This window comes from Planococcus sp. CP5-4_YE (genome assembly GCF_019042655.1).
GTDB lineage: Bacteria > Bacillota > Bacilli > Bacillales_A > Planococcaceae > Planococcus.
Genome location: NZ_JAHPZO010000001.1, coordinates 42,027 through 62,125 on the forward strand (window position 1 = coordinate 42,027; position 20,099 = coordinate 62,125).

16 protein-coding genes are annotated in these 20,099 nt (G+C 46.7%); 7 read left to right on the forward strand and 9 right to left on the reverse strand.

What is annotated here, in order from left to right; all coding sequences use genetic code 11:
* The first annotated feature begins 107 nt into the window (after positions 1-107).
* Positions 108-740 (forward strand): TetR/AcrR family transcriptional regulator, encoded by a 633-nt coding sequence (locus KTG14_RS00195; protein WP_216968285.1) that lies wholly within the window; start codon positions 108-110, stop codon positions 738-740.
* Positions 741-1,219: 479 nt separating this feature from the next.
* Here KTG14_RS00195 and KTG14_RS00200 read toward each other — a convergent pair whose 3' ends face one another.
* The 4 genes from KTG14_RS00200 to yfcC form a co-directional block, all read right to left on the reverse strand.
* Positions 1,220-1,636 carry a GNAT family N-acetyltransferase gene (locus KTG14_RS00200; protein ID WP_216968287.1) on the reverse strand — a complete coding sequence of 139 codons (417 nt, stop codon included), beginning with the start codon at positions 1,634-1,636 and terminating at the stop codon, positions 1,220-1,222.
* 59 nt (positions 1,637-1,695) lie between these two features.
* Positions 1,696-2,073 carry a DALR anticodon-binding domain-containing protein gene (locus KTG14_RS00205; RefSeq protein WP_216968288.1) on the reverse strand — a complete coding sequence of 126 codons (378 nt, stop codon included), beginning with the start codon at positions 2,071-2,073 and terminating at the stop codon, positions 1,696-1,698.
* A gap of 668 nt (positions 2,074-2,741) precedes the next feature.
* Positions 2,742-3,914 (reverse strand): beta-aspartyl-peptidase, encoded by a 1,173-nt coding sequence (gene iadA, locus KTG14_RS00210; protein WP_216968290.1) that lies wholly within the window; start codon positions 3,912-3,914, stop codon positions 2,742-2,744.
* 49 nt (positions 3,915-3,963) lie between these two features.
* A complete protein-coding gene (gene yfcC / locus KTG14_RS00215) occupies positions 3,964-5,478 on the reverse strand; it encodes a putative basic amino acid antiporter YfcC (RefSeq protein ID WP_216968292.1) in 1,515 nt (504 codons plus the stop codon).
* 1,168 nt (positions 5,479-6,646) lie between these two features.
* Between yfcC and KTG14_RS00220 the strand changes: the two genes are divergently transcribed.
* Entirely contained in the window at positions 6,647-7,747 is a 1,101-nt protein-coding gene (locus KTG14_RS00220) for a diguanylate cyclase (protein WP_254177904.1), read from the forward strand.
* 160 nt (positions 7,748-7,907) lie between these two features.
* On the opposite strand, the gene KTG14_RS00225 is transcribed toward KTG14_RS00220, so the two are convergent.
* Positions 7,908-10,229: an MMPL family transporter gene (locus tag KTG14_RS00225; protein ID WP_216968294.1), complete on the reverse strand. Its 2,322-nt coding sequence runs from the start codon at positions 10,227-10,229 to the stop codon at positions 7,908-7,910.
* Positions 10,230-10,254: 25 nt separating this feature from the next.
* Positions 10,255-10,866, reverse strand: coding sequence for a TetR/AcrR family transcriptional regulator (locus KTG14_RS00230; RefSeq protein ID WP_216968296.1), 612 nt, complete (start codon positions 10,864-10,866; stop codon positions 10,255-10,257).
* 139 nt (positions 10,867-11,005) lie between these two features.
* Between KTG14_RS00230 and KTG14_RS00235 the strand changes: the two genes are divergently transcribed.
* A complete protein-coding gene (locus KTG14_RS00235; protein ID WP_216968298.1) occupies positions 11,006-11,662 on the forward strand; it encodes a Type 1 glutamine amidotransferase-like domain-containing protein in 657 nt (218 codons plus the stop codon).
* A gap of 82 nt (positions 11,663-11,744) precedes the next feature.
* On the opposite strand, the gene KTG14_RS00240 is transcribed toward KTG14_RS00235, so the two are convergent.
* Positions 11,745-12,740: a YhdH/YhfP family quinone oxidoreductase gene (locus KTG14_RS00240; RefSeq protein WP_216968300.1), complete on the reverse strand. Its 996-nt coding sequence runs from the start codon at positions 12,738-12,740 to the stop codon at positions 11,745-11,747.
* A gap of 166 nt (positions 12,741-12,906) precedes the next feature.
* Here KTG14_RS00240 and KTG14_RS00245 point away from each other — a divergent pair, with 166 nt between their 5' ends.
* The 3 genes from KTG14_RS00245 (at position 12,907) to tyrS (ending at position 16,639) form a co-directional block, all read left to right on the forward strand.
* On the forward strand, positions 12,907-13,482 hold the full coding sequence (locus KTG14_RS00245) for a TetR/AcrR family transcriptional regulator (protein ID WP_216968301.1): 576 nt from the start codon (positions 12,907-12,909) through the stop codon (positions 13,480-13,482).
* A 32-nt stretch (positions 13,483-13,514) separates the two neighbouring features.
* A complete protein-coding gene (locus KTG14_RS00250; RefSeq protein WP_216968303.1) occupies positions 13,515-14,981 on the forward strand; it encodes a DHA2 family efflux MFS transporter permease subunit in 1,467 nt (488 codons plus the stop codon).
* A 443-nt stretch (positions 14,982-15,424) separates the two neighbouring features.
* Entirely contained in the window at positions 15,425-16,639 is a 1,215-nt protein-coding gene (gene tyrS / locus KTG14_RS00255; RefSeq protein ID WP_216968305.1) for a tyrosine--tRNA ligase, read from the forward strand.
* A gap of 384 nt (positions 16,640-17,023) precedes the next feature.
* Here tyrS and aldA read toward each other — a convergent pair whose 3' ends face one another.
* On the reverse strand, positions 17,024-18,466 hold the full coding sequence (aldA, locus tag KTG14_RS00260; RefSeq protein WP_216968307.1) for an aldehyde dehydrogenase: 1,443 nt from the start codon (positions 18,464-18,466) through the stop codon (positions 17,024-17,026).
* A 98-nt stretch (positions 18,467-18,564) separates the two neighbouring features.
* Positions 18,565-19,263: a Type 1 glutamine amidotransferase-like domain-containing protein gene (locus tag KTG14_RS00265; RefSeq protein WP_216968309.1), complete on the reverse strand. Its 699-nt coding sequence runs from the start codon at positions 19,261-19,263 to the stop codon at positions 18,565-18,567.
* Positions 19,264-19,586: 323 nt separating this feature from the next.
* Between KTG14_RS00265 and KTG14_RS00270 the strand changes: the two genes are divergently transcribed.
* Positions 19,587-20,096 carry a DUF4178 domain-containing protein gene (locus KTG14_RS00270; RefSeq protein ID WP_216968311.1) on the forward strand — a complete coding sequence of 170 codons (510 nt, stop codon included), beginning with the start codon at positions 19,587-19,589 and terminating at the stop codon, positions 20,094-20,096.
* Positions 20,097-20,099 lie beyond the last annotated feature (3 nt).

The window sequence follows — 20,099 nt, forward strand, 5'->3', positions numbered from 1 at the left end:
CTCGAATTAAATTTTGATAGTTCGACTATCAATTTATTCCAAGTATACTCCCACCCCGTCATTACTTCAATTAAAGCGCTATACTAAAAGCAAGGAGTGAAACTGTCATGCCATCAAAACGACAAGAAAACAAACAACTGCAAACCGATAAAATCGTCGAAGCCGCTAAAGAACTCTTCACAGAACGCGGGCTGAACGATGTGCAAATGAAAGACGTCGCCGAACGCGCCGGTGCTGGCGTGGCGACCGTCTTCCGCTATTTCCCCAAAAAAGACGAATTGATCGTAGAAGTCGCCATCCGTTCACTAGATGCCGTGGAAACCGAATTCAAGCGCATCATCTCCAAGAAATCAAGCGTCTTCGAACGGCTGGAACAATTGCTCGACACCTTGCTTGATGCACAAAAAGCCGAACATTATAAATCCGCCCGCTTCCGGGAAGCATTCGAAAGTTATGCCTCGTTCCGCACCGAACCACTTCCTGAGATTGAACGCTACCTGGCAAGACAACGCCAGATCATGGATTTGCTTGAACCACTCATCCAAGACGGGCAACAAGACGGCTCGATCACTAGTTCAATTCCCGCTAAACAACTTATTGTCACTATCATCAACAGCTACTCAAGTTTCACGAACAACGTCGCCCTGAAATCGTCCATTTCCTATCTGGACCAAGACATCCAACCCGAAATTCAGCAACAAGTATTGAAGAAAATCTTGCTCGATTATTGCAGGGCCTAACAAAGCTAAATTAATTTTCTCTCGCCTTGTAGTTTAGCCATCTAAATAATTTTTCGAATCCTGAACCATTCATCACTCGACGTTATACTCAAAAAATGAGGGATCGTTGAGACTGTGAAGAGGCATGGAAGTGAGCGGTTGCTTACCGGCTGTCTTCCTAAAGAAAAGCTGTTTGATTTTGCGTTGACTTACCATCATCAAATCTTTTGATTGAAAATATCCTCACAACAAAAACGCCTATAAAGTATTTTATAGGCGCAAGGTTCAAGACAAGGATAGCGCAACAACAAATTTCACTTTTCTAGAATCAGTAAATATTTTTGATATTATGGTCTCAGGTAAAGTAAAGACTATTCAGCAAATCTTGGCTGTAGAGGACGCAATTGAGCCGATAACTTTGCTGCTCCTCAAACTTGTTTTGATAATTTTGAATAAATCAGTTGAAACAACGAGACGCATCCTTTATCTAATTTTCTAACTTAAAGCTCTTTGTACATATAGTAATGCGTGAAACCTTTCGGGAAATCTTCCAATTGCCCAAAAACCTTGAATCCCAATTTCTTATAAAAATCTGGCGCTTGGAAGCTGAAGGTTTCCAGCCTCATCAACCGGCATTCCTGTTCGCGTGCATAGGCTTCAGCCGTCTCCAGTAATTCCTGGCCTTTTCCCATACCGCGCAAGGAATCGCCCACCCACAGGAGATCCACGAAAAAGCATTCCCAGTCCGTATGACCGACCAGCCCTCCGACGATATCGCCTTTTTCATCCTTCAACACAAAGCTCATTTTCTCTTCTTCGGTATAAGCGACTTTCGATTTGTTATGCCTGACCAAATTGTATCGTATAAATCCTGCTTCCTCTTCATTATATCCTTCATGCATGCGGATGTTCGCCATCATCATCTCTCCTTTCCTAGTCCATTACCAGCCGTCAGTGTACTGCTCAAAGTGGCAACTTATATTTCAACAGGTGCCTGGATTCCCAGCAATCGAAAGCTTCCCTTTGAAACGACTGTGACAGCGAAAACCATCGACAAACGCCCCTCTTTCTTTTCACCATCTACCAGAATTTTGATATGGATGTAGTATTTGTTAAAATTCCGCACCAGGCTGACCGCATATTTCGCAATGGCAAATGGTTCGCAAAGTGTGTGGCTTTTGAGAATTGTCTTCCAAAATTCCATCAATTGTTTTATGGTTTCCCAACTGTAGGAATCATCCAGACCCGCCGGTGCCAAATGTTCGGGTGTTGCTCCGGACTTTCTCAAAATCGAGCAGGCTCTCGCATGCGTATATTGGACATAAGACCCTGGAGCCCCTTCAAAGCGCAGCATATCCTCCAGTAAAAATTCCACATTGTTTTGGTGTTCGTTTCATAAATTATGGAAAATCGCGGCGAATGCGTCGGTTCCACAAAGAAACAATAGAGGGCATCCACTTTGATATCCAGCTCATCCAGTTGCTCCTTCAGCCGGAAAGCCGCAGTGCTGTAACTAAGGAACAAATGCTTTGAGTTTTCATCATCGACAAAATAAGCCATCAGGTTCTCTTTTTTCTGTTGGCGGCTCTCTAAGCTGCCATAGCTCCTCAGCTCCCTGCATTTCCTCTTTCGTTACTCCCAGTTGCCCGATATCCGAAGTTTTCGTGTGACTCGAATTCAGCCAGAACACCGGCCGAAAACCCATTACGTCGGATAATAAAGGGGATTTCTTACCATTCCTTGAGTTGCTATTGCGTAACTGCCATTGGAACCATCCTTTCTGATGAGTGACTGGCTTCTCTCCACATCATACTTGATAAAGTCGTTGATTTCAGTTATCAATATAGGGGATTAAGTTCTTTGTCTGACTAAAGAAAGTTCGTTGATCTTTACACAACAACACTGAATAATTTCCCGAAAAACAAAAAACACCTACGAATGTCGAATCTTCAAACATCCATAGGTGAATCCTGGCAGAGCTATGTGTTCTTTACCAAAAGTGTTTCGTCCTGTGCGGTCTGCTTATTCAAATGTCCCTTTGATGACAGCCTTGCCTTCCTGGACCATTATTTTTCCTGACGCTATAACTGTATCAATTTTAAAGTCCTCCTGGTTTATCAGGACCAAATCGGCATCTCTGCCTTTTTCAATGACGCCTTTGGACTTCATTTTCAGAATTGATGCTGGATTCGCCGTGATCGTTCGCAAAGCATCCGGTAACGATATTCCTTCTTCGAGAATCGCTTCCCGTACCGCTTTGAAAAGGGAGTCAACTTTTCCGAGCTGGAGACCTCTGAATTCGCCTTCAGGACCGAAGTCCGGCAAACTTGCCTGCCCATCGGAAGTAAATGTTATCAGATTCGGGTCCACGCCAGCCTCAAGGACTCTTCTCAAGGCAGTACTTGCCTTCACTTCACCCTCTTCCAGAAATTTAGGAATCGTACTTGTGGTGAAATCTATATAGCCGCCTTTTTTGGCATAAACAATACCCGCTTCAAAAAGATATGGGTTACGGTTAATATGGGTCGGATAAAACTGCTTAATCGGAATGTCCGTCGTCTCGATTACTTTTTCAATAAGTGACAATACATCAGGACTATCACCGACATGGACATTTACAATTCCAGCTTTTCCGGAGAGCATTCCACCGATTCGGGCAGCGGAAGCGATTTTTGCCAGTTCCTCAACTGTCGGCTGAGATGAACGATGATCTGCAATCGCGATTTCACCAGCCCCAATCACCTCTTCAATTAATATCAGATCATCTTCCAGTGTTCCTGTCAGTGTTTTGATCGGTACCTGGTAAGATCCCGTATGTACATAGCACGAAAGGCCTTCTTCTTTCAGCCCTTTCGCTTTTGCTATCAAAGCGGACATGGTCCGGGTCGTACCATCTGTTCCTATTACACCGACAAGTGTCGTGACGCCGGCCAGTGTCGCATCGGTCAGCCCAAGCTCAGGGGTGCGTGTTCGATATCCGCCTTCTCCGCCGCCACCCATGATGTGGACATGGGCATCAATGAACCCCGGAGCAACTATTTTGCCTGCCGCTTCGATCACGTGAACTTGAACAGGAAGGGAAGGAACTGCTATCTCTTCAGCAATCAGCCCTATTTCTCCCCCAATCAGCAGAATATCTTTTTTCCCGATCGATTCGGGGGTATAAACCTCGCCGTTCTTTATAAGCGTCAGCATCTCTTCAGTCTCCTTTCTTTCCATTTAAAAAGTTTTTATACCGAACAAATCAAATACCGATATATACGGCGATTACAATGAACACGCATGATAACACCAAAAGGAACAAAAGAAATTTAAAGATGAATTTTGCCCATACTCCCCATTCAATCCGCGCGACGCCGAGCGTTCCCAGCAGTGCTGCAGACGTTGGAACAAAGATGTTTGCCAATCCGTCACCCAGCTGAAACGCCAATACGGCCACTTGCCGTGAAACACCTGAAATGTCTGCAAGCGGAGCCATCAGAGGCATTGTAAGAGCAGCCTGTCCCGATCCGGAAACGACGAAGAAATTGAAAATGGTTTGAAATCCGAACATGAATAATGCGGAAAGCACAGCAGGAAAATCGCCAATCAGCTGTCCTGCCCCGTAAAGCATGGTATTAAGAATGGACGGCATATCCGGACTGTCACCGCCAAGAATGATCACAATGCCCTTCGCCATCCCGACAATGAGTGCAGCCGGAAGCAGATCTTTCGCGCCTTCGATAAAACTGTCTGCGATATCATCGACCCGCATGGAATTCAGCTTGAAAATAACGCCGATAATGCCGGCAATCAAGCCAATTGTGAAGAACTGGGTGGCGATTTCCGGGATGTAATAAGCATGCTCGATTACTCCCCAAATAATCCATCCGATACCGACAACGAGAGTTCCGATAACCAGTGCGTGACCCAAAGTAAAGTTGGATGCCACACCTGCAAACTTCTCTGCTTCTTTCCGGAAAAAAGCATCCGTTTTATAGGAAAGTGAACGCTGCGGATCCTTTTTAATGCGTGATGCATACTTCCACGTATATATTATTCCAATAGTTGTAAACACAGCCCACATTACGATACGGAACGGTGCTTCCGACAGAACTGGAATATCGGCAATGCCCTGTGCGATTGCCACGCTGAAAGGGTTCATCCATGAGGTCGCAAATCCGATTTGGGTCGCGACATATGTAATAAGTACGCCTGTAATCGCATCATAGCCGAGCCGAATCATAATCGGAACAAGAATGATGGCAAAAGCAATTGCTTCTTCCCCCATTCCGAATACTGCGCCGCCGAGTGAAAAGAGAAAGAACATGACAGGAATAATCAGCACTTCCCGGCCCTGTGTTTTATCGATGACTTTTAAGATTCCTTCTTCAACAGCACGTGTCCGGAGAATGATCCCAAACGCGCCCCCGATGATGAGGATAAAAGCAACAACGCCAACCGCTGAACCCCATTTATCTCCTGAAACTAAGCCCTCGAACACATAGTTCAAGAACCCTGCTCCACCGCCAGCTTCAAAAAGGGCAGTGCCAAGATAGACGAATTCTCCTTCATCGTCTGTTACAAATGAAAAACTTTCCGGAATCAGAACGGTACGTGTAGACTCTTCTCCGGCTTCGCCATACGTGACTTCTTCCGTTTCAAACTGACCGACCGGCACGAAATAAGTTGAAATCGCTGCTAGGGCTACAATGAAAAATACGATGACAAATGTATGTGGAACTTTCCATTCCTTCTGTTGCTTTTTCTCTTCTTTCATCCTCTTAACCCCTTTATTAAAATTTTCTGCTTACTTAGTATACCCGGAGTCATACTGTTCACTCAACCCGCCTGTCATTTTCATGACATTAAACCGATTGCCTTTATTCAACGGGCATGTATAAAAAATCATTCCAATAGAATAAATCCAATATACCCTCATAACCCTTCCTGTATATTTATGTGAAGCAACCACGAAGGACTCAGGCAATATTTTTCTTAATTTTGTGAATGCACATCGATCGCTTAACCATTATATTGTTGTCGGTTCCCGAGCGAGAACGTTGTATATACTGAAAAAATGCATAAAAAGGAACTGGGCTATGCATCCCCCAGTTCCCGGCCCTATGTTATCCATTGGTATGAAAACAATTTAGACCACATCTTAAAACATGCCACTTTGATGATTATTCTGTCCTGCCTGATGTTTGGCGTCTGCTTCAGCCAAATATTTCAGCCAACACCTTTTGTTCATTATAGTTACTATACATCCCATTGTGGCAATAAGTTTAAATATGGTCGAGAAGGTTTTACCCTCAAACCCAAATTATCGAAAACAGCTGTTGGTTTGATGGGCGTTTAAGGAGTGTTTATAACGACATTTCTAGTCCTCATTAATTAGAATGATTACTCAAGTGCGGCGTGATTGTAAAATAAATGCTTTAAAAAAGGAGTTGCTTTGGCTACTCCTTTTGCTTTTGCCTTTATTCGGGCTTAGGATGGGGCAGATTTAAAGGAAAAGCTTCTTATGAAGCAAGTAAAATCGCACGATATTTTTTGCGAAATGAGAACAATATTGACAGGCCTCTATTCTCAAAATCAACTGTATAAGTATTGAATACTAAACAGTTCATTGAAGTTACCTCCTGCTAGTCCATTTCATTTTAAAAATTAAATATTATCCAATATTTTTTAAAAAAAGTGTATTATTAGAAAGTAAAATGGGTTTGTTACTACACTTCGGTTCAAGCCTCTATTCGAAATCCATTAATATGCCTGCTTAAGAAGAGGATGAGATAGATGAACTTCTATTTCTTTGTTTCGAACCGTGTATCTCCATACGAATCACTTTTTAGAAAACCTATCTGCTTAATAGCGATATATTTTTCTTCCCTATTTATATCCCAACAACCCATTCAACATCTGGAATACCGGAAGGAGCGTCAGCGTTGTTATCCTTAGTCGACGACTTATTTATTAATTTATGTGTGTTGATTTCATTAATTTTTCTCTATATGCAATTAAGATTGAAACTTGGTTTAGAAAAAAAATCACCTCTTCAAGCTATTCTAACGGATGGCCTTGCGGGTGGGCTTTTGGGAACAGTGCTTATGTATTTCTCCATTCAAGTCACCCCTGAAACTATCGTAGATTTGCGGTTTGTGCCTGTTATGTTGCTTATTATTTTCTTAGGTGTACCACAGGCTATCATCAGTGCGGCAGTCATTATAGGAGGCCGGTTTGTCTTTGGCTTTAATATGTCTTCCTTAGCTGCAATGATCTTAATGGTTATCTTAATCAGCGGTTTTATCGCTATTCATCGATTTCTAAACAAGAAAGAGAATAGTCCACCCTCATACAAGTTAGGTATAGCCATGGTCGTTTTCTCAAATATTGTCTTCAGCGTCATCATCACATTATTGATCAGAGATGGCGAGATCTTGAAAAATTTGATTCCTTCTTACTGGGTTATTTCATTATTCGGAGGATGCACGGCTATCTTCGTGACGGAATACATCCGAAAAACGCAATATCTGTTACTGAAATATGAAGAAGAGTCGACGACTGACTTTTTAACTGGATTAAATAATGTTCGCCAGTTCGATGCCGTTTGGAACACATTGATTACGAATGCGATAGAGAAAAAGGAAAGATTATCTTTACTGATTATCGACATTGATCACTTTAAAGACGTCAATGATACCTATGGCCACCCTGTCGGCGACAAAGTGTTAAAAGAGCTCGGCAAGATCTTAAAGGATGTTAGCCGTTCATTTGATATCGTTTCAAGAAATGGCGGCGAAGAATTCTCTGTTATCTTGCCTGACTGTCCACATGATCAGGCATTACAAGTGGCAGAGCGTATCCGGGCAAAAGTAGCAGCACATCCTTTTCCGGTTTCTGCTACAGAGAATATTCGCCTTACCATCTCCATAGGGGTAGCTACCTATCCAGAAAACATACCTGATGCTTCTCAAGTGTTTAGCATTGCAGATGACTGCTTATACAAAGCCAAGCGAACAGGGCGCAATCGGGTCTGTGCTAGCTAACGAAGAACGGTAAGCTGTTAGTTTATGAACATTCACGAATTCGCGCATACTTTTGCGAACTCTTATAGCTGCCGCCAGAAAGATGCTCAGCGCAAAATATTCGTAAGGAACTTTTACTCAAAAAAACTGCCGGGAAGCTTCCCGGCAGTTTTAGCTATCTTTAGATGGAGTTTTCTCCAGTATTCGTGCGTATCGCTTTATCTTTATCTTTTTCATTCAGTTCATGAAGCAGTTTCTCGCCTTCAATATCCAAATCAGGGAGACTCTTGTCGAGCCATTTCGGCAGCCACCAGATTTTGTCGCCGAACATCGACATGACGGCCGGCACGAAGATCATGCGAATGAGGAAGGCATCGACGAGAATACCGAACGCTAAAGCAAAACCGATCTGCTTGATCATGATGTCATCGGTGAAGATAAAGCCAGAGAATACAGATACCATGATCAATGCGGCGGCGACAACCACTTTACTGGCCGTCTTGTAGCCGCTGACGATGGCGCGGTCGCCTTTTTCACCGTGGATATAAGCTTCGCGCATTGACGACACAAGAAATACTTGGTAATCCATGGCGAGCCCGTACAAGATCCCGGTGACCATGATTGGGATAAAGCTCAGCAATGGTCCGCCGGTGTCGATTCCGAAAAGCGATCCGAGCCAGCCCCACTGGAAGACGGCGGTTGTGGCGCCGAATGTTGCCATGATGCTCAACAGGAAGCCAGCCGTTGCTTTGATCGGGATGAGGATTGAACGGAACACGACTAACAGGATAAGCAGTGACAACACGACGATAATGGCGATATAGATCGGGAACACTTCAGCCAACTTCTCCGAAATGTCGATATTGATTGCCGTCAAACCGGTCACGCCGATTTCTGCGTTGGTGTTTTCAGTGGCAGCGGCATCTGTCCGCAAACTTTCCACCAATTGTTTCGTCGCTTCATCGGTCGGCCCGTTTTCCGGAATGATGCTGATGATGGCGATTGTTCCGTCTTCATTGAAGCCACCTGGAGATACTTCCGCTACGCCGTCGAGCTGTGAGATATTGCTGAGCAGCTGGAAATATTCCTGCGGACCTACTGCAGCTGCGTCCTGGTCTTTGGCCACGACGAGCAGCGGGCCGTTGAAGCCTTCCCCGAAGCTGTCGGAAATGACGTCATAGCTCTGCCTAACAGCAGTGTCTTGATTGGCGCTTTCGCCGGATGGCATGCCGAGGTTCATTTGCGCGACCGGCACTGCGAGTGTACCGAGAACGATAATGACCAGCAAAATGGCGACCCATTTCATTTTCAATAAGCTTGTGATCCAAGCTCCGGAAAAACCTTGTTTGGAACCCTTGCTTGTTTGTGCTTTATTTCTTGCTTTAGTCGAGACAATCCGCTCGCCGAGCAACCCGAGCAATGCCGGGAGAAGCGTAAGCGCGACCAGTACATCGATCAGCACCGTCAATGCGGCGACGATTGCCATGCTGCTAAGGAACGAAATGCCGATTACCAGCAAACCGCTGAGTGCGATGATAACGGTCAAGCCGGCAAAAAAGACTGCGCTGCCTGCTGTGCCGACTGCACGGGCAGCCGCTTCTTTCGCGGTCAATTGTTGTTCGGTGATCAGTTTGCGCTGTCTGTTAACAATGAACAAGGCATAATCGATTCCGACAGCAAGGCCGATCATCAAAGCGAGAACCGGAGTCAGGCTGTTAATCTCGAACATGCTCGACAAGGCGAATGTCCCGCCGACGCCCACACCGACGCCGATCAATGCTACGACCAGCGGCAAGCCGGCGGCGATGAGCGAGCCGAGCGTGACGACCAGGATGACCGCTGCGATCGCGAGCCCGATGATTTCATGCGTGCCCCCGATCGGAATATCGACGCCTTGCAGCGCGCCCGTCGGAATGACCGTAATGGAAGAGTTGTCTTGCGCGATATTCGCAGCATCTGCGAGCTCTTCGCGTTCCGCTTCACTCAAGTCTTCCGCTGTTTTGGTTAGTTGGAACTGGAATAATGCGACCGTTCCGTCTTCTGAAATCTGGATCCCTGGGACCGGCATCTCTTGGACGATGAACGGCCGGTGATTGACTTCAGACGCCGGAAGCTGGCTCAACATGCTTTGCATTTCCTGCATCTGGGCCATTGCTTCTTCGTCTTGCAGCATATCCATCGGATTGACAACATGTTCCAAACTGTAAATTTCATTTGCTGCCATCGCTAAAGCTTGGGCATTGGCGGGATTGTCAACAGCTTCCCCTTCCGGCACTTCGAACAAATAACTGCCTTGCCCGCCGGATGCTGCCGGGTATTCTTCCGCCAATTCATCCAGTACGTCCTGTGCGGCGGTACCGTCAATTCTTGTTTCACTGCTTGTATTCACGCCATTTGTGACAATGGCTGTGATGATGACGCCTAAAATGAGCAGCCAGCTGGCAATGAAAATCCAAGGCTTGCTATAGGCGGTTTTTCCGATACTATAAAAAAATCTCGACACTTGTGCAACTCCGTTCTCTAATTTGTTAGTTAAAACCTTTTCGTAAATGGGCAAAGACGATATCGATGTATTGGTTAAATTCGTTATCTGTCTCGCCCTGTTCCCCGTCTTCCGGTAATTTAACAGCGATGCTTTCATCCAGAACCGGCAAAATCGCACCGAATACGGCGCCGATCAGAATAGGGTAATACTCTTCCGGATAGTCGCTGCCGAACTCTTCACTGATGCCGCGTTTCGTAAAATTTTGCACTTCCATCAATGCGCCGGTTACATACAGCTTGAGCGTCGGATGGTTTCTTGATAACGAAACGAGCTGATTAAGCCGGCGTAGTTTATTGATCGTGAAACTTCCCCGGATGTATAACTCGATGGTATCCAAAGGCGTATAATTTTCCGTGGAAAATGCGAATGTGCCGTCGCGCTCCAAATAATCATTCATCGTCAAGGCGTTGGCGATCGCTTCTTCCTTGCATGAGAAGTAATTGGCAAATGTCCTGCGCGAGTAGCCCGCAGTCTGGACGATATCTTCCACGACAAACCCGTCCACACCCCGCTCGATTGCCAAATTGAAAGCCGCTTCAGCCAAGGCCTGGCGGGTCGCTATTTTTTTCTGATCCCGCAAACCGCTGTCAGTCATTCCATCACCTCATTTTTCAATTCTTACATGTTATACCACAAAAATTGCCCAATGTGCAATTTTTCCCTTTGGGCAATTATAAAAAGACGAACCGATTAACTGTATAATGGTTATCATCAGCTGCACGAAGGAGGCCCTTATGAAAACCCATTATTATTTAGGTTGGTTTACTGATTTTTTCCCGCAGAACCTAAGCAAAGCTTTAAAGGAAGATCTTCCGGAACGGAAGTCGCTCGTGATGGTCAGCTCGGATCCATCAGACACTGAAGTTGATGGCGCTGTGGAACGTTCCTGGCTCCATCAGGCAGGCATTTCATTCGATGAATATCATCTAATCGATTCGCGTGTAGAGCAGGAAGTGGCCCATGCCTTAATCAGAAATGCCTCAGCCATTTTCCTGTTGGGCGGAGATACGCTTAAGCAAAACCAGTTTTTGAAAGAGTATGAATTGGCGGAGCCGATCAAAACGAGCGCCGCCTTGGTTATGGGGGCCAGTGCCGGAGCAATCAATATGTCCGCTAAATGGAAATGCTCCGAACGTTTTGGATATGCTGTCGGCATGGACACCGTTTGCGACGGCCTCGCACTAGACCCTTTTTCCGTGCTGTCCCATTTCGACCTCGAAAACAATATGGCACTCGTTCAAGAAGAGCTGTCTGCCCTGTCGAATGAAATGAATGTGTACGCGTCGAATAAAGACTGTGCCTTGCGCTCAAAAGGCGGCAGCATCGATATTTTGGGCGATGTCTATGTTATGTCGCACTCAGTAATCCGAAAAATGGAGGAGACTTTTTAGCTTCATTGGCTGCATCAAAGGGCAAAATAAAAAACGTTCAGCAAGCACAGTTTCATGCTTGCCGAACGTTTTTTTGGTGGATTTAAGCATCTTGGCAATTAACGATGGTTCTCCCTAAATGCTTGCCGTTTTTGATCGCCTCGATTGTTTCAGGGACTTTTTCGAGCGAGACTTCATCCGTCAAAGTTGTTTGGGTGATGTTCCAGTCGGCCGCCATCTTGTCCCAAATCGCGCCGCGTTTTTCGATCGGCACGTTGACCGAATCGATGCCAAGCAAATTGACGCCTCTTAAGATGAACGGCAGGACCGTCGCCGATATTTGGAGACCCGCCGCGTTGCCACACATGCTCATGCTGCCGTCGTAGGAAATTTGCGGGATGAGGACCGACGCGACATCGCCTCCGACGGTATCGAGGACATAATCGAATTTCGGTTTATTCAATGGCTTTTTCAGTTCACCGAGGTCATCCGGGAAAATGACTTGTGTCGCGCCAAGCGATTTGGCCACCTCCACTTGATGTTCTTTGCGCACCAAGGCCGTGATATTGGTGTAGCCGATTTTGGAAAGAATCTGCAGCGCGACACTGCCGACTCCGCCAGTCGATCCTGTCACCAATAGCTCCGGATTGTTTTTCGGGTCCATGCCGTTTTGTTCAAGCGCTTGAATGGACAGTGCCGCCGTGAATCCAGCCGTCCCGAACACCATGGCATCTTTCAGGCTCAAGCCGTCCGGCAAAGGAACGACCCACTGTGCCGGCACGCGGGCATATTCGGCGAACCCGCCGGTATGGCTCATTCCCATCTCAAATCCTGTAACGACCACTTCCTGGCCTTCCTGAAATCGCCCCTCCGCTGTATGTACAATCGTTCCGCTGAAGTCGATTCCTGGAATCATCGGGTAATCGCGGATGACCCCGCCTTTTTTCTGCACCGCGAGCATGTCTTTGTAATTGATTGACGAATACGCCACTTTCACCAAGACGTCACCTTGCGATAATTGGTCTTCACTGATTTGTTCCACGCCGTAGGTCACTTCATCTTCTTGTTGTTTAATGACAATCGCTTTAAATAGATCCATGAAAATCCCTCCTTGCTACTGTCTTCCCGAATCAGTATTATAGCATGCATTATTTAGAAAAATTCCCTTTCCCTATTTTGCTTCTGTGAAGGGTTCCATTCTTTGACAAGGATTCATGCAACAATTATATTAGACTGGTCGGTTTAATTATTTAAAGAGGTGAATTATGTCTAAACCCAATACGAAAGTGGCGTTAATCGAGGCTGCTTCCAGATTGTTCCGCCTGCATGGATACGAAGGAATAAGTCTTAATGACATTTTGAAAAACAGCAACATTCCTAAAGGCTCTCTGTACCACTATTTCCCTAATGGAAAAGAAGAGCTGGCTGTCGCAGCCATTCACCACACTAAAGATATCGTGCTGGCATGGATTGAGAAATCGTTCGAGCAAACCAGCAATCCTGTCGAAGCGGTTCAAGACCATATCCATCAGCTAGCCGATCTATTGAATGATGAGACAGAACCGGTCGGGTTTCCGATTGGAACGATTGCAGCTGAAAAATATTCGACCAATGAACCAATCAGGGCCGCGTGCCAGTCGGCATTCGAAGAATGGAGAGAACTATACTCCACCAAGTTTATTGAAGCAGGCTACAGCGAAAAGCTGGCTAAAGATTATGGGGTTTTCATTCTGGCCGCGATCGAGGGAGGCATTCTGCTTTCACTCACTACCAAAAACGTAGAATCGCTTTTAATCATCGCCGATCAAATTCCTTTCATCTTGTCAAAAAGAGAGAATTAGAATCAGGCATTTCAGAGAGGAATGGATAAAATATGACAACTATAGCAGGACAGCAACAAGAAACCATCAAAACGACCCCTATTTTAATTTCATTCTTAATCGCAGGCTTCATTGGATTGTTCAGTGAGACTGCGCTCAATATGGCATTGGGTGATTTAATCCAACAATTCGGTGTGGGATCGTCCACCATCCAATGGCTCACGACCGGATACTTGCTGACACTCGGCATACTGGTCCCTGTGTCTGGCTTATTGCTGCAATGGTTCAGCACAAGACAGCTATTCATTGCCGCCCTGGCCTTTTCAGTGACCGGCACCTTGATCGCTGCACTGGCGCCGAGCTTCAGCATTCTCATGGTGGCCCGTGTCATTCAGGCAATCGGGACCGGCTTGCTTTTGCCGCTCATGTTCAACACCATTCTATTGATCTTCCCTATTCATCGCAGAGGGGCGATTATGGGATTGATGGGCTTGGTCATCATGTTCGCTCCGGCGATTGGGCCAACGATTTCCGGGTTTTTGATTGAAAACTTAAGCTGGCATTGGATTTTCTGGGTGTCTCTTCCGTTTCTAGTATTTGCACTGGTTTTCGGCATCATGTTCATGCAGAACGTCAGCGTGATCACAAAACCTAAGATCGACATCACTTCCATCGTGCTGTCTTCCCTTGGATTCGGCGGCATTGTCTATGGATTCAGCACTGCTGGGGAAAGCGGCTGGGGCAGTTTCATCGTCATCGCATCCATTGCGGTTGGATTTGTCTCATTGTTCTTGTTCTCCATCCGGCAATTTAAAATGGACCAGCCGATGATCAACCTCCGCGTCTTCAAATACCCTATGTTCACACTTGGGCTCGCCGCTGTCTTTATCGCGTTCATGGTCATCCTGTCATCAGCTATTCTACTGCCGCTGTATTTGCAGACAGGGCTTGGCTTGGCGGCTGTAACAGCCGGGCTCATCCTGCTTCCGGGCGGTGTGTTGAACGGCTTAATGTCCCCGATTACCGGGAGGATTTATGATAAATTTGGGCCGAGAGGGTTGGTCATTCCCGGATTTTCGATCATCATCATTACCTTGTGGAATTTGTCAGGCGTCACGACTGCCACCACTGCAGTTGCCATCGTCGTCTTGAATACTCTTTTGATGGTCGGGGTTTCATTGGTGATGATGCCTGCCCAAACTAACGCATTGAACCAATTGCCAAAAGACTTGTATCCGGATGGCACCGCTTTAATGAACACCCTTCAGCAAGTATCAGGCGCCATCGGAACAGCGGTCGCTATCACCATCATGTCTTCGACGCAATCGACCTATATGCAAAATGTATCAGATCCAAACAGCGCTTCCGCTATTCCGGAAGCACTGACGGCTGGCGTGCAAAATGCCTTTACATTCGGTTTGGTACTCGCTGTGGTTGGCTTGGTGATTTCTTTCTTCATCAAATCCGTCCATCTGGTGCCAGAAAAAGCGCCGCAAGGAGAAGTTATCGAAAACACTTAAAAATGAACAATCGATTCAGCCGGTTTCCATTCATTTCATGATTGACTTCTTTTTTAATCCAGTTATAATGAAAAACAATATCTGCATAACGAAGATTTGCCCGAGCATTTCGGAGTATAAGAACAAAAGCGACGATAAGAACGAGTACCTGTGACTGAAGCAGACAGAAAGCGGCCGGTTGATGAGAGGCGCATGCGGTGTCCGGGGAAATACCTCTTTGAGCTGTGTACCGAACCTTCAGTAGGCTACACCGGAGTTGCATCCGTAATCCATGCAGGAGTATCGCTTCGGCCGTACTTTCCAAGGGAAGCTGTGCGAGCAGTTTCCAAACTAAGGTGGTAACACGCATATCCGCGTCCTTTAGGGTTTTTCCCTAGAGGGCGCTTTTTTGTATTCTTATCGATTTTGCGATATGGACTATTCCAAGACAAGGAGATGTTAGCATGCGACTCACACCCACTGAACAATTGAAAATCATCGAAAAAGGAGCCGCCGAAATCATCGACGAGGGCGAATTGCTCCAAAAGCTTGAACGTTCATACAACGAACAGCGTCCACTCACGATCAAACTCGGGCTCGACCCATCCGCACCGGATATCCATCTTGGCCACGCAGTAGTTTTGCGCAAAATCAAGCAATTGCAGGACCTCGGCCACCAAGCGGTCATTTTAATCGGCGACTTTACCGGGCGCATCGGCGACCCTTCCGGCAAGGCTAAAGGACGGACCGCGCTCAGTGACGAAGCGGTCCGGGAGAATGCAGAGACTTACTACGAACAGATTTTCAAAGTACTCGACAAAACGAAAACAACGGTGCGCTTTAATAGCGAATGGCTGTCGAAACTGAATTTCGAAGAGGTCTTGAAGCTTGCCGCAAGCACCTCAGTCGCGCGCATGCTCGAACGCGACGATTTCCAGAATCGCTACCAAAACCAGTCGCCCATCGGCATTCATGAGTTTTTCTATCCGCTCATGCAAGCCTACGATTCCGTTGAAATAGGCGCCGACATCGAAATTGGCGGCACGGACCAGACTTTCAATATTTTAATGGGCCGCACGCTTCAAAAGCATATGGGCCAGGAAAAGCAAGTCGCCATCTTCATGCCAATTATTGAAGGGCTCGACGGCGTGGAAAAGATGAGCAAAAGCCTCGGCAATTACATCGGCGTCAGCGAAGCGCCTGAAATTATGTTCAAGAAAGTCATGGAGATACCGGATCCTTTGGTCTTCAAATACTTTGAACTGACGACAGATGAGCATCCCTTGGCGATTGAATCCCTGCTCGACCGGCTTGAAGACGGTGAAAACCCGCGCAATATCAAATTGGAACTGGCGGAAATCATCACGACGCTCTACCACGGCGAAGACGCGATGAGAGAAGCGAAACACTACTTCGAGACGGCCTTTCAAAAGCGTGAAATTCCGGAAAACATCCCTTCGTTGCTGGTCGAAATCGGCCAAGAACGCATCGAAGAAATCATCCCGCAGTTGGTAGAGTCCGGATTTGTCCGCAGTAAAAGCGAATTTGTGCGGCTCATCGAACAAAACGGCGTATCGTTCAACGGCGATAAGCTGACACGCGAAGAACTCGACACCGTCGTCCATAACGGCGATGTCCTGCAGATCGGCAAAAAACGCTTCGTGCGTTTTGAAAAATAAGTAATGAAAAGGAGAGTAACCGAAAGTAAAGGCTGATGTCCATTGCGACGGACGCTTTCGGGGCCACAGGATGTGGGTCATGCAGCTGGCGCGACAGGACGTCGCGTTGCCAGCTGCCAGGGCACCATGTAATTTCGTTGCTCAACTTTCGCTATGCTCAAGCATCGCAGAAAAGATCTGCTCCCACATCTGCAATGCAGATGCGTCGCAAATAAATGAACTCAGTTCCACTTCGTTCATTTATTCGCCGTCTCCATTTCCATCAGCTGTGATGAAAATAAAAATTATAAAAAAGTCAGACACAATTAAAACAGCCGGAGAAAAAGAATCTCTTTTCTCCGGCTGCTTCATTTTATATACGTATGGGGTAGACCCTTTTTTACTTTATTTTTTATATTGCATATAAACAACTTGCGTCGCAAGGAAGTCTTCCATGCCGTGCTTGCCATCCGCACCACCGAGGCCGGATTGGCGCATGCCGGCGTGATAGCCTTGTACCGCTTCGAAGTTTTCGCGGTTGACGTAAGTCTCGCCAAATTTCATTTCATTGACGACGCGCATCGCTTCGTTAAGATCATCCGTATAAACCGAAGAAGACAATCCGAATACCGTATCGTTGGCCATTTCGATCGCTTCTTCAATAGTGCTGAAAGTGGTCATCGGCAACACCGGCCCGAAGATCTCTTCACGCATAATATCGGAATCGTGGGTAACATTCGTCAAGATGGTCGGCTTGTAGAAGAACCCGGCATTTTGATCCGCGCGTTCTCCGCCTGTCGCAACGGTCGCCCCTTGCGAGACAGCATCTTTAACCATTTCTTCGACAGTCTCCAAACGGTCTTGGCTAATGAGCGGCCCCATTGTTACGTCTTTGCTTTCTCTCGGGTCGCCGAGTTTCGTCGCTTCGAATGCCTGGATAAGTTTTTGGCTGAGCTCTTCCGCAACGCTTTCATGGACATAGAGGCGCTCCGCATTCGTGCACGCCTGCCCTCCGTTTGCAAGTCTCGACGTGGTGATGGCTTTTGCGGCCAGGTCCAAGTCGGCGTGTTGCGTGACAATGGCCGGCGCCTTGCCGCCAAGTTCGAGATTGACCTTGGTGATATTTTGCGCTGCCGCTTCCATCACTTTCGTTCCGGCCGGCAAGCTGCCTGTCATGGTGATCATCTGGACTTTTTTGTGCGAAGCCAGCGCATTGCCGATTTCAGAACCGGTACCGGTTACGACGTTGTAGACGCCTGCTGGGATTTCTTCCATCGCATCGACAAGTTTCGTGAATTCCATTGCAGTATTCGGTGTCTGCTGGCTCGGCTTGATGACGATTGTGCAACCTGTAACAAGTGCCGTCGCGACTTTTCTCGCTAAAATGAATATAGGGAAGTTCCATGGGATAATTCCTGCGACAACGCCGATCGGTTTTTTGTAGACCAGAATGTTCTCGTTTGGTCGGTCGCTCGGCACGATCTCCCCTTCAATCCGTCTCGCCCATTCGGACATATAGCGGAAATAATCAATCGCCAAATCTACCTCGCCGCTTGCCAATTCATAGTCTTTCCCTTGTTCTTCCTGCAATAGGTCGATGAACTTGTCGCGGTTTTCGGCAATTTTATCGCCCAGCTTGCGGACGATTTTCCCGCGTTCGATATTCGGTGTCAGTTCCCATGCCTGTTGTGCCTGGTGCGCCGCTTCTACGGCTTTATCGACATCTTCTTCAGTGCCTTTCGGAATCTTGGAAATCACTTGTTCCGTCGCTGGGTTGATGATGTCGATCCATTCGTCTCCAGTGGATGATACATATTCGCCGTTCACATACATTTGGTGAGTTTGCAAAAGATCTCCTCCTAATTTTTCTATTAGTAGGTTTTTCCCTTTCCACTTATCGGTAAACTTGGCCTTCTGCACTAACCTGCTTAGACAGAACTTAACTTTCACCCAATGTCAGGCTTCCCCAAAAATCGTGTTTCCAGTTTTTGTTCATAGTCCACGCCTACACGGTAAGCCTTGGCCTCAGGACGTGAACTGACAACGCTGTGCAAGTCCTGCCCGCTAAAATGAAACGCCACGCCATCATCTGCGGCGAGTCCCGGCTTGATCTGCCCTTGTTTGAGCAGACGCTGATACGTCGGGCGCCGATGCGCTTCCCCGTCGTAATGTGGACAATTGCTGCCGGGCAAAAAACCTAAGCAGTCCAGCTGATGAAGTTCATCGCCGTAAGAATCGGTGACGCCTTGTTCAAACCAGCAAATCGACCCCGCACTGATTCCTGCCAAGACGATTCCTTGGCTCCAGGCTTTTTCGATAATCAGGTCCAAGCCCCATTCCTTCCATAGCACGAGCAAATTTTTTGTATTGCCCCCGCCGACATACAAAATGTCCTGCGACAACACGAACTGTTCCAGCGCTTGAGCTGGCGGCTTGAATAATGATAAATGTGTAGGCTCGCAGTTTTGCTGTTCGAAGAAATCGTAGAAGCGGGCGATATAGCTGTCGGCGTCCCCGCTCGCTGTTGGGATAAAGCAGATCTTTGGCGTTTCTTTCGCCGATTGTTCCAATATGTATAGATCGAGCAATGGATTTTCAGGCTCCATCGAGAAGCCGCCTCCACCCAGTGCGATAATCTGTTTCATAACCTTCTTCCTTCCGGTTTGGATTTATACCTGGCCGCTGCACTCGCTTTAAAGCGACATACCCTTCTCTTGCACTTTTATTGTTCTCTCTTTAAGGCGGAAATTCCTTCGCAGCGGGGAATAAGCCATTTGCTTTAGCGCCGTTTTCTTCTATATAATGTGACTGTTTCCGAAAATTGAACATCGGAAGCCTTAAACCGCTTAAATGTCTACCATCTTTCAGTTAAGCTGGATGCTTGGCTTCTTTTTATTGCTGTTATCTGCTATATTCAAAAAAATGAAACTTTCGCATACATCGTCCGTATGTTAAGAGAGGTGAAAAAATGGGATTTTTAAATCGTTTATTTGGCGGGACAAACAAAGAAACACCGAAAGCAGAAAAGCGGACTTTGCTGAACCTGCGCGTCGGGGATTTTGTGTCATACGATCTTGCGGATTATGAAGTCGCCGGAAAAATCCATTATAATGACAGCGGTTATACCTGGTCTGCCTATCAGTTGGTTTCTGCCGGCAAAACTCTGTGGCTCAGTGTGGAAATGGATGATGAGTTGGAAGTTGGGATATATGAAACGGCCCACCTCCCAGGACTAGAACCCGGCGCCAAGAAAGTTTCATATGACGGCCGTTCTTATCACCTGGAAGAACGCGGCAAGGCTTTCGTGAAAGCGGAAGGCAGAAGCCAGAACGTTGACGGCAAAACCCTGGACTATTATGATTACTCGGATGAATCGGAAGAGTCATTTTTATCTGTTGAGGTATGGGGCGGCGATGTTGAAGTCAGCCATGGCTATGAAATCGAAGAATACGAAATCACTATTTTAGCGGGAAGCTAAAAG

Bases quoted from the DNA above. Each gene is read 5' to 3' on its own strand.
- KTG14_RS00195 (WP_216968285.1), top strand. From the start codon at position 108: ATGCCATCAAAACGACAAGAAAACAAACAACTGCAAACCGATAAAATC.
- KTG14_RS00200 (WP_216968287.1), bottom strand. From the start codon at position 1,636: ATGGCGAACATCCGCATGCATGAAGGATATAATGAAGAGGAAGCAGGA.
- KTG14_RS00205 (WP_216968288.1), bottom strand. From the start codon at position 2,073: ATGCTGCGCTTTGAAGGGGCTCCAGGGTCTTATGTCCAATATACGCAT.
- iadA (WP_216968290.1), bottom strand. From the start codon at position 3,914: ATGCTGACGCTTATAAAGAACGGCGAGGTTTATACCCCCGAATCGATC.
- yfcC (WP_216968292.1), bottom strand. From the start codon at position 5,478: ATGAAAGAAGAGAAAAAGCAACAGAAGGAATGGAAAGTTCCACATACA.
- KTG14_RS00230 (WP_216968296.1), bottom strand. From the start codon at position 10,866: ATGACTGACAGCGGTTTGCGGGATCAGAAAAAAATAGCGACCCGCCAG.
- KTG14_RS00235 (WP_216968298.1), top strand. From the start codon at position 11,006: ATGAAAACCCATTATTATTTAGGTTGGTTTACTGATTTTTTCCCGCAG.
- KTG14_RS00240 (WP_216968300.1), bottom strand. From the start codon at position 12,740: ATGGATCTATTTAAAGCGATTGTCATTAAACAACAAGAAGATGAAGTG.
- KTG14_RS00245 (WP_216968301.1), top strand. From the start codon at position 12,907: ATGTCTAAACCCAATACGAAAGTGGCGTTAATCGAGGCTGCTTCCAGA.
- KTG14_RS00250 (WP_216968303.1), top strand. From the start codon at position 13,515: ATGACAACTATAGCAGGACAGCAACAAGAAACCATCAAAACGACCCCT.
- tyrS (WP_216968305.1), top strand. From the start codon at position 15,425: ATGCGACTCACACCCACTGAACAATTGAAAATCATCGAAAAAGGAGCC.
- KTG14_RS00265 (WP_216968309.1), bottom strand. From the start codon at position 19,263: ATGAAACAGATTATCGCACTGGGTGGAGGCGGCTTCTCGATGGAGCCT.
- KTG14_RS00270 (WP_216968311.1), top strand. From the start codon at position 19,587: ATGGGATTTTTAAATCGTTTATTTGGCGGGACAAACAAAGAAACACCG.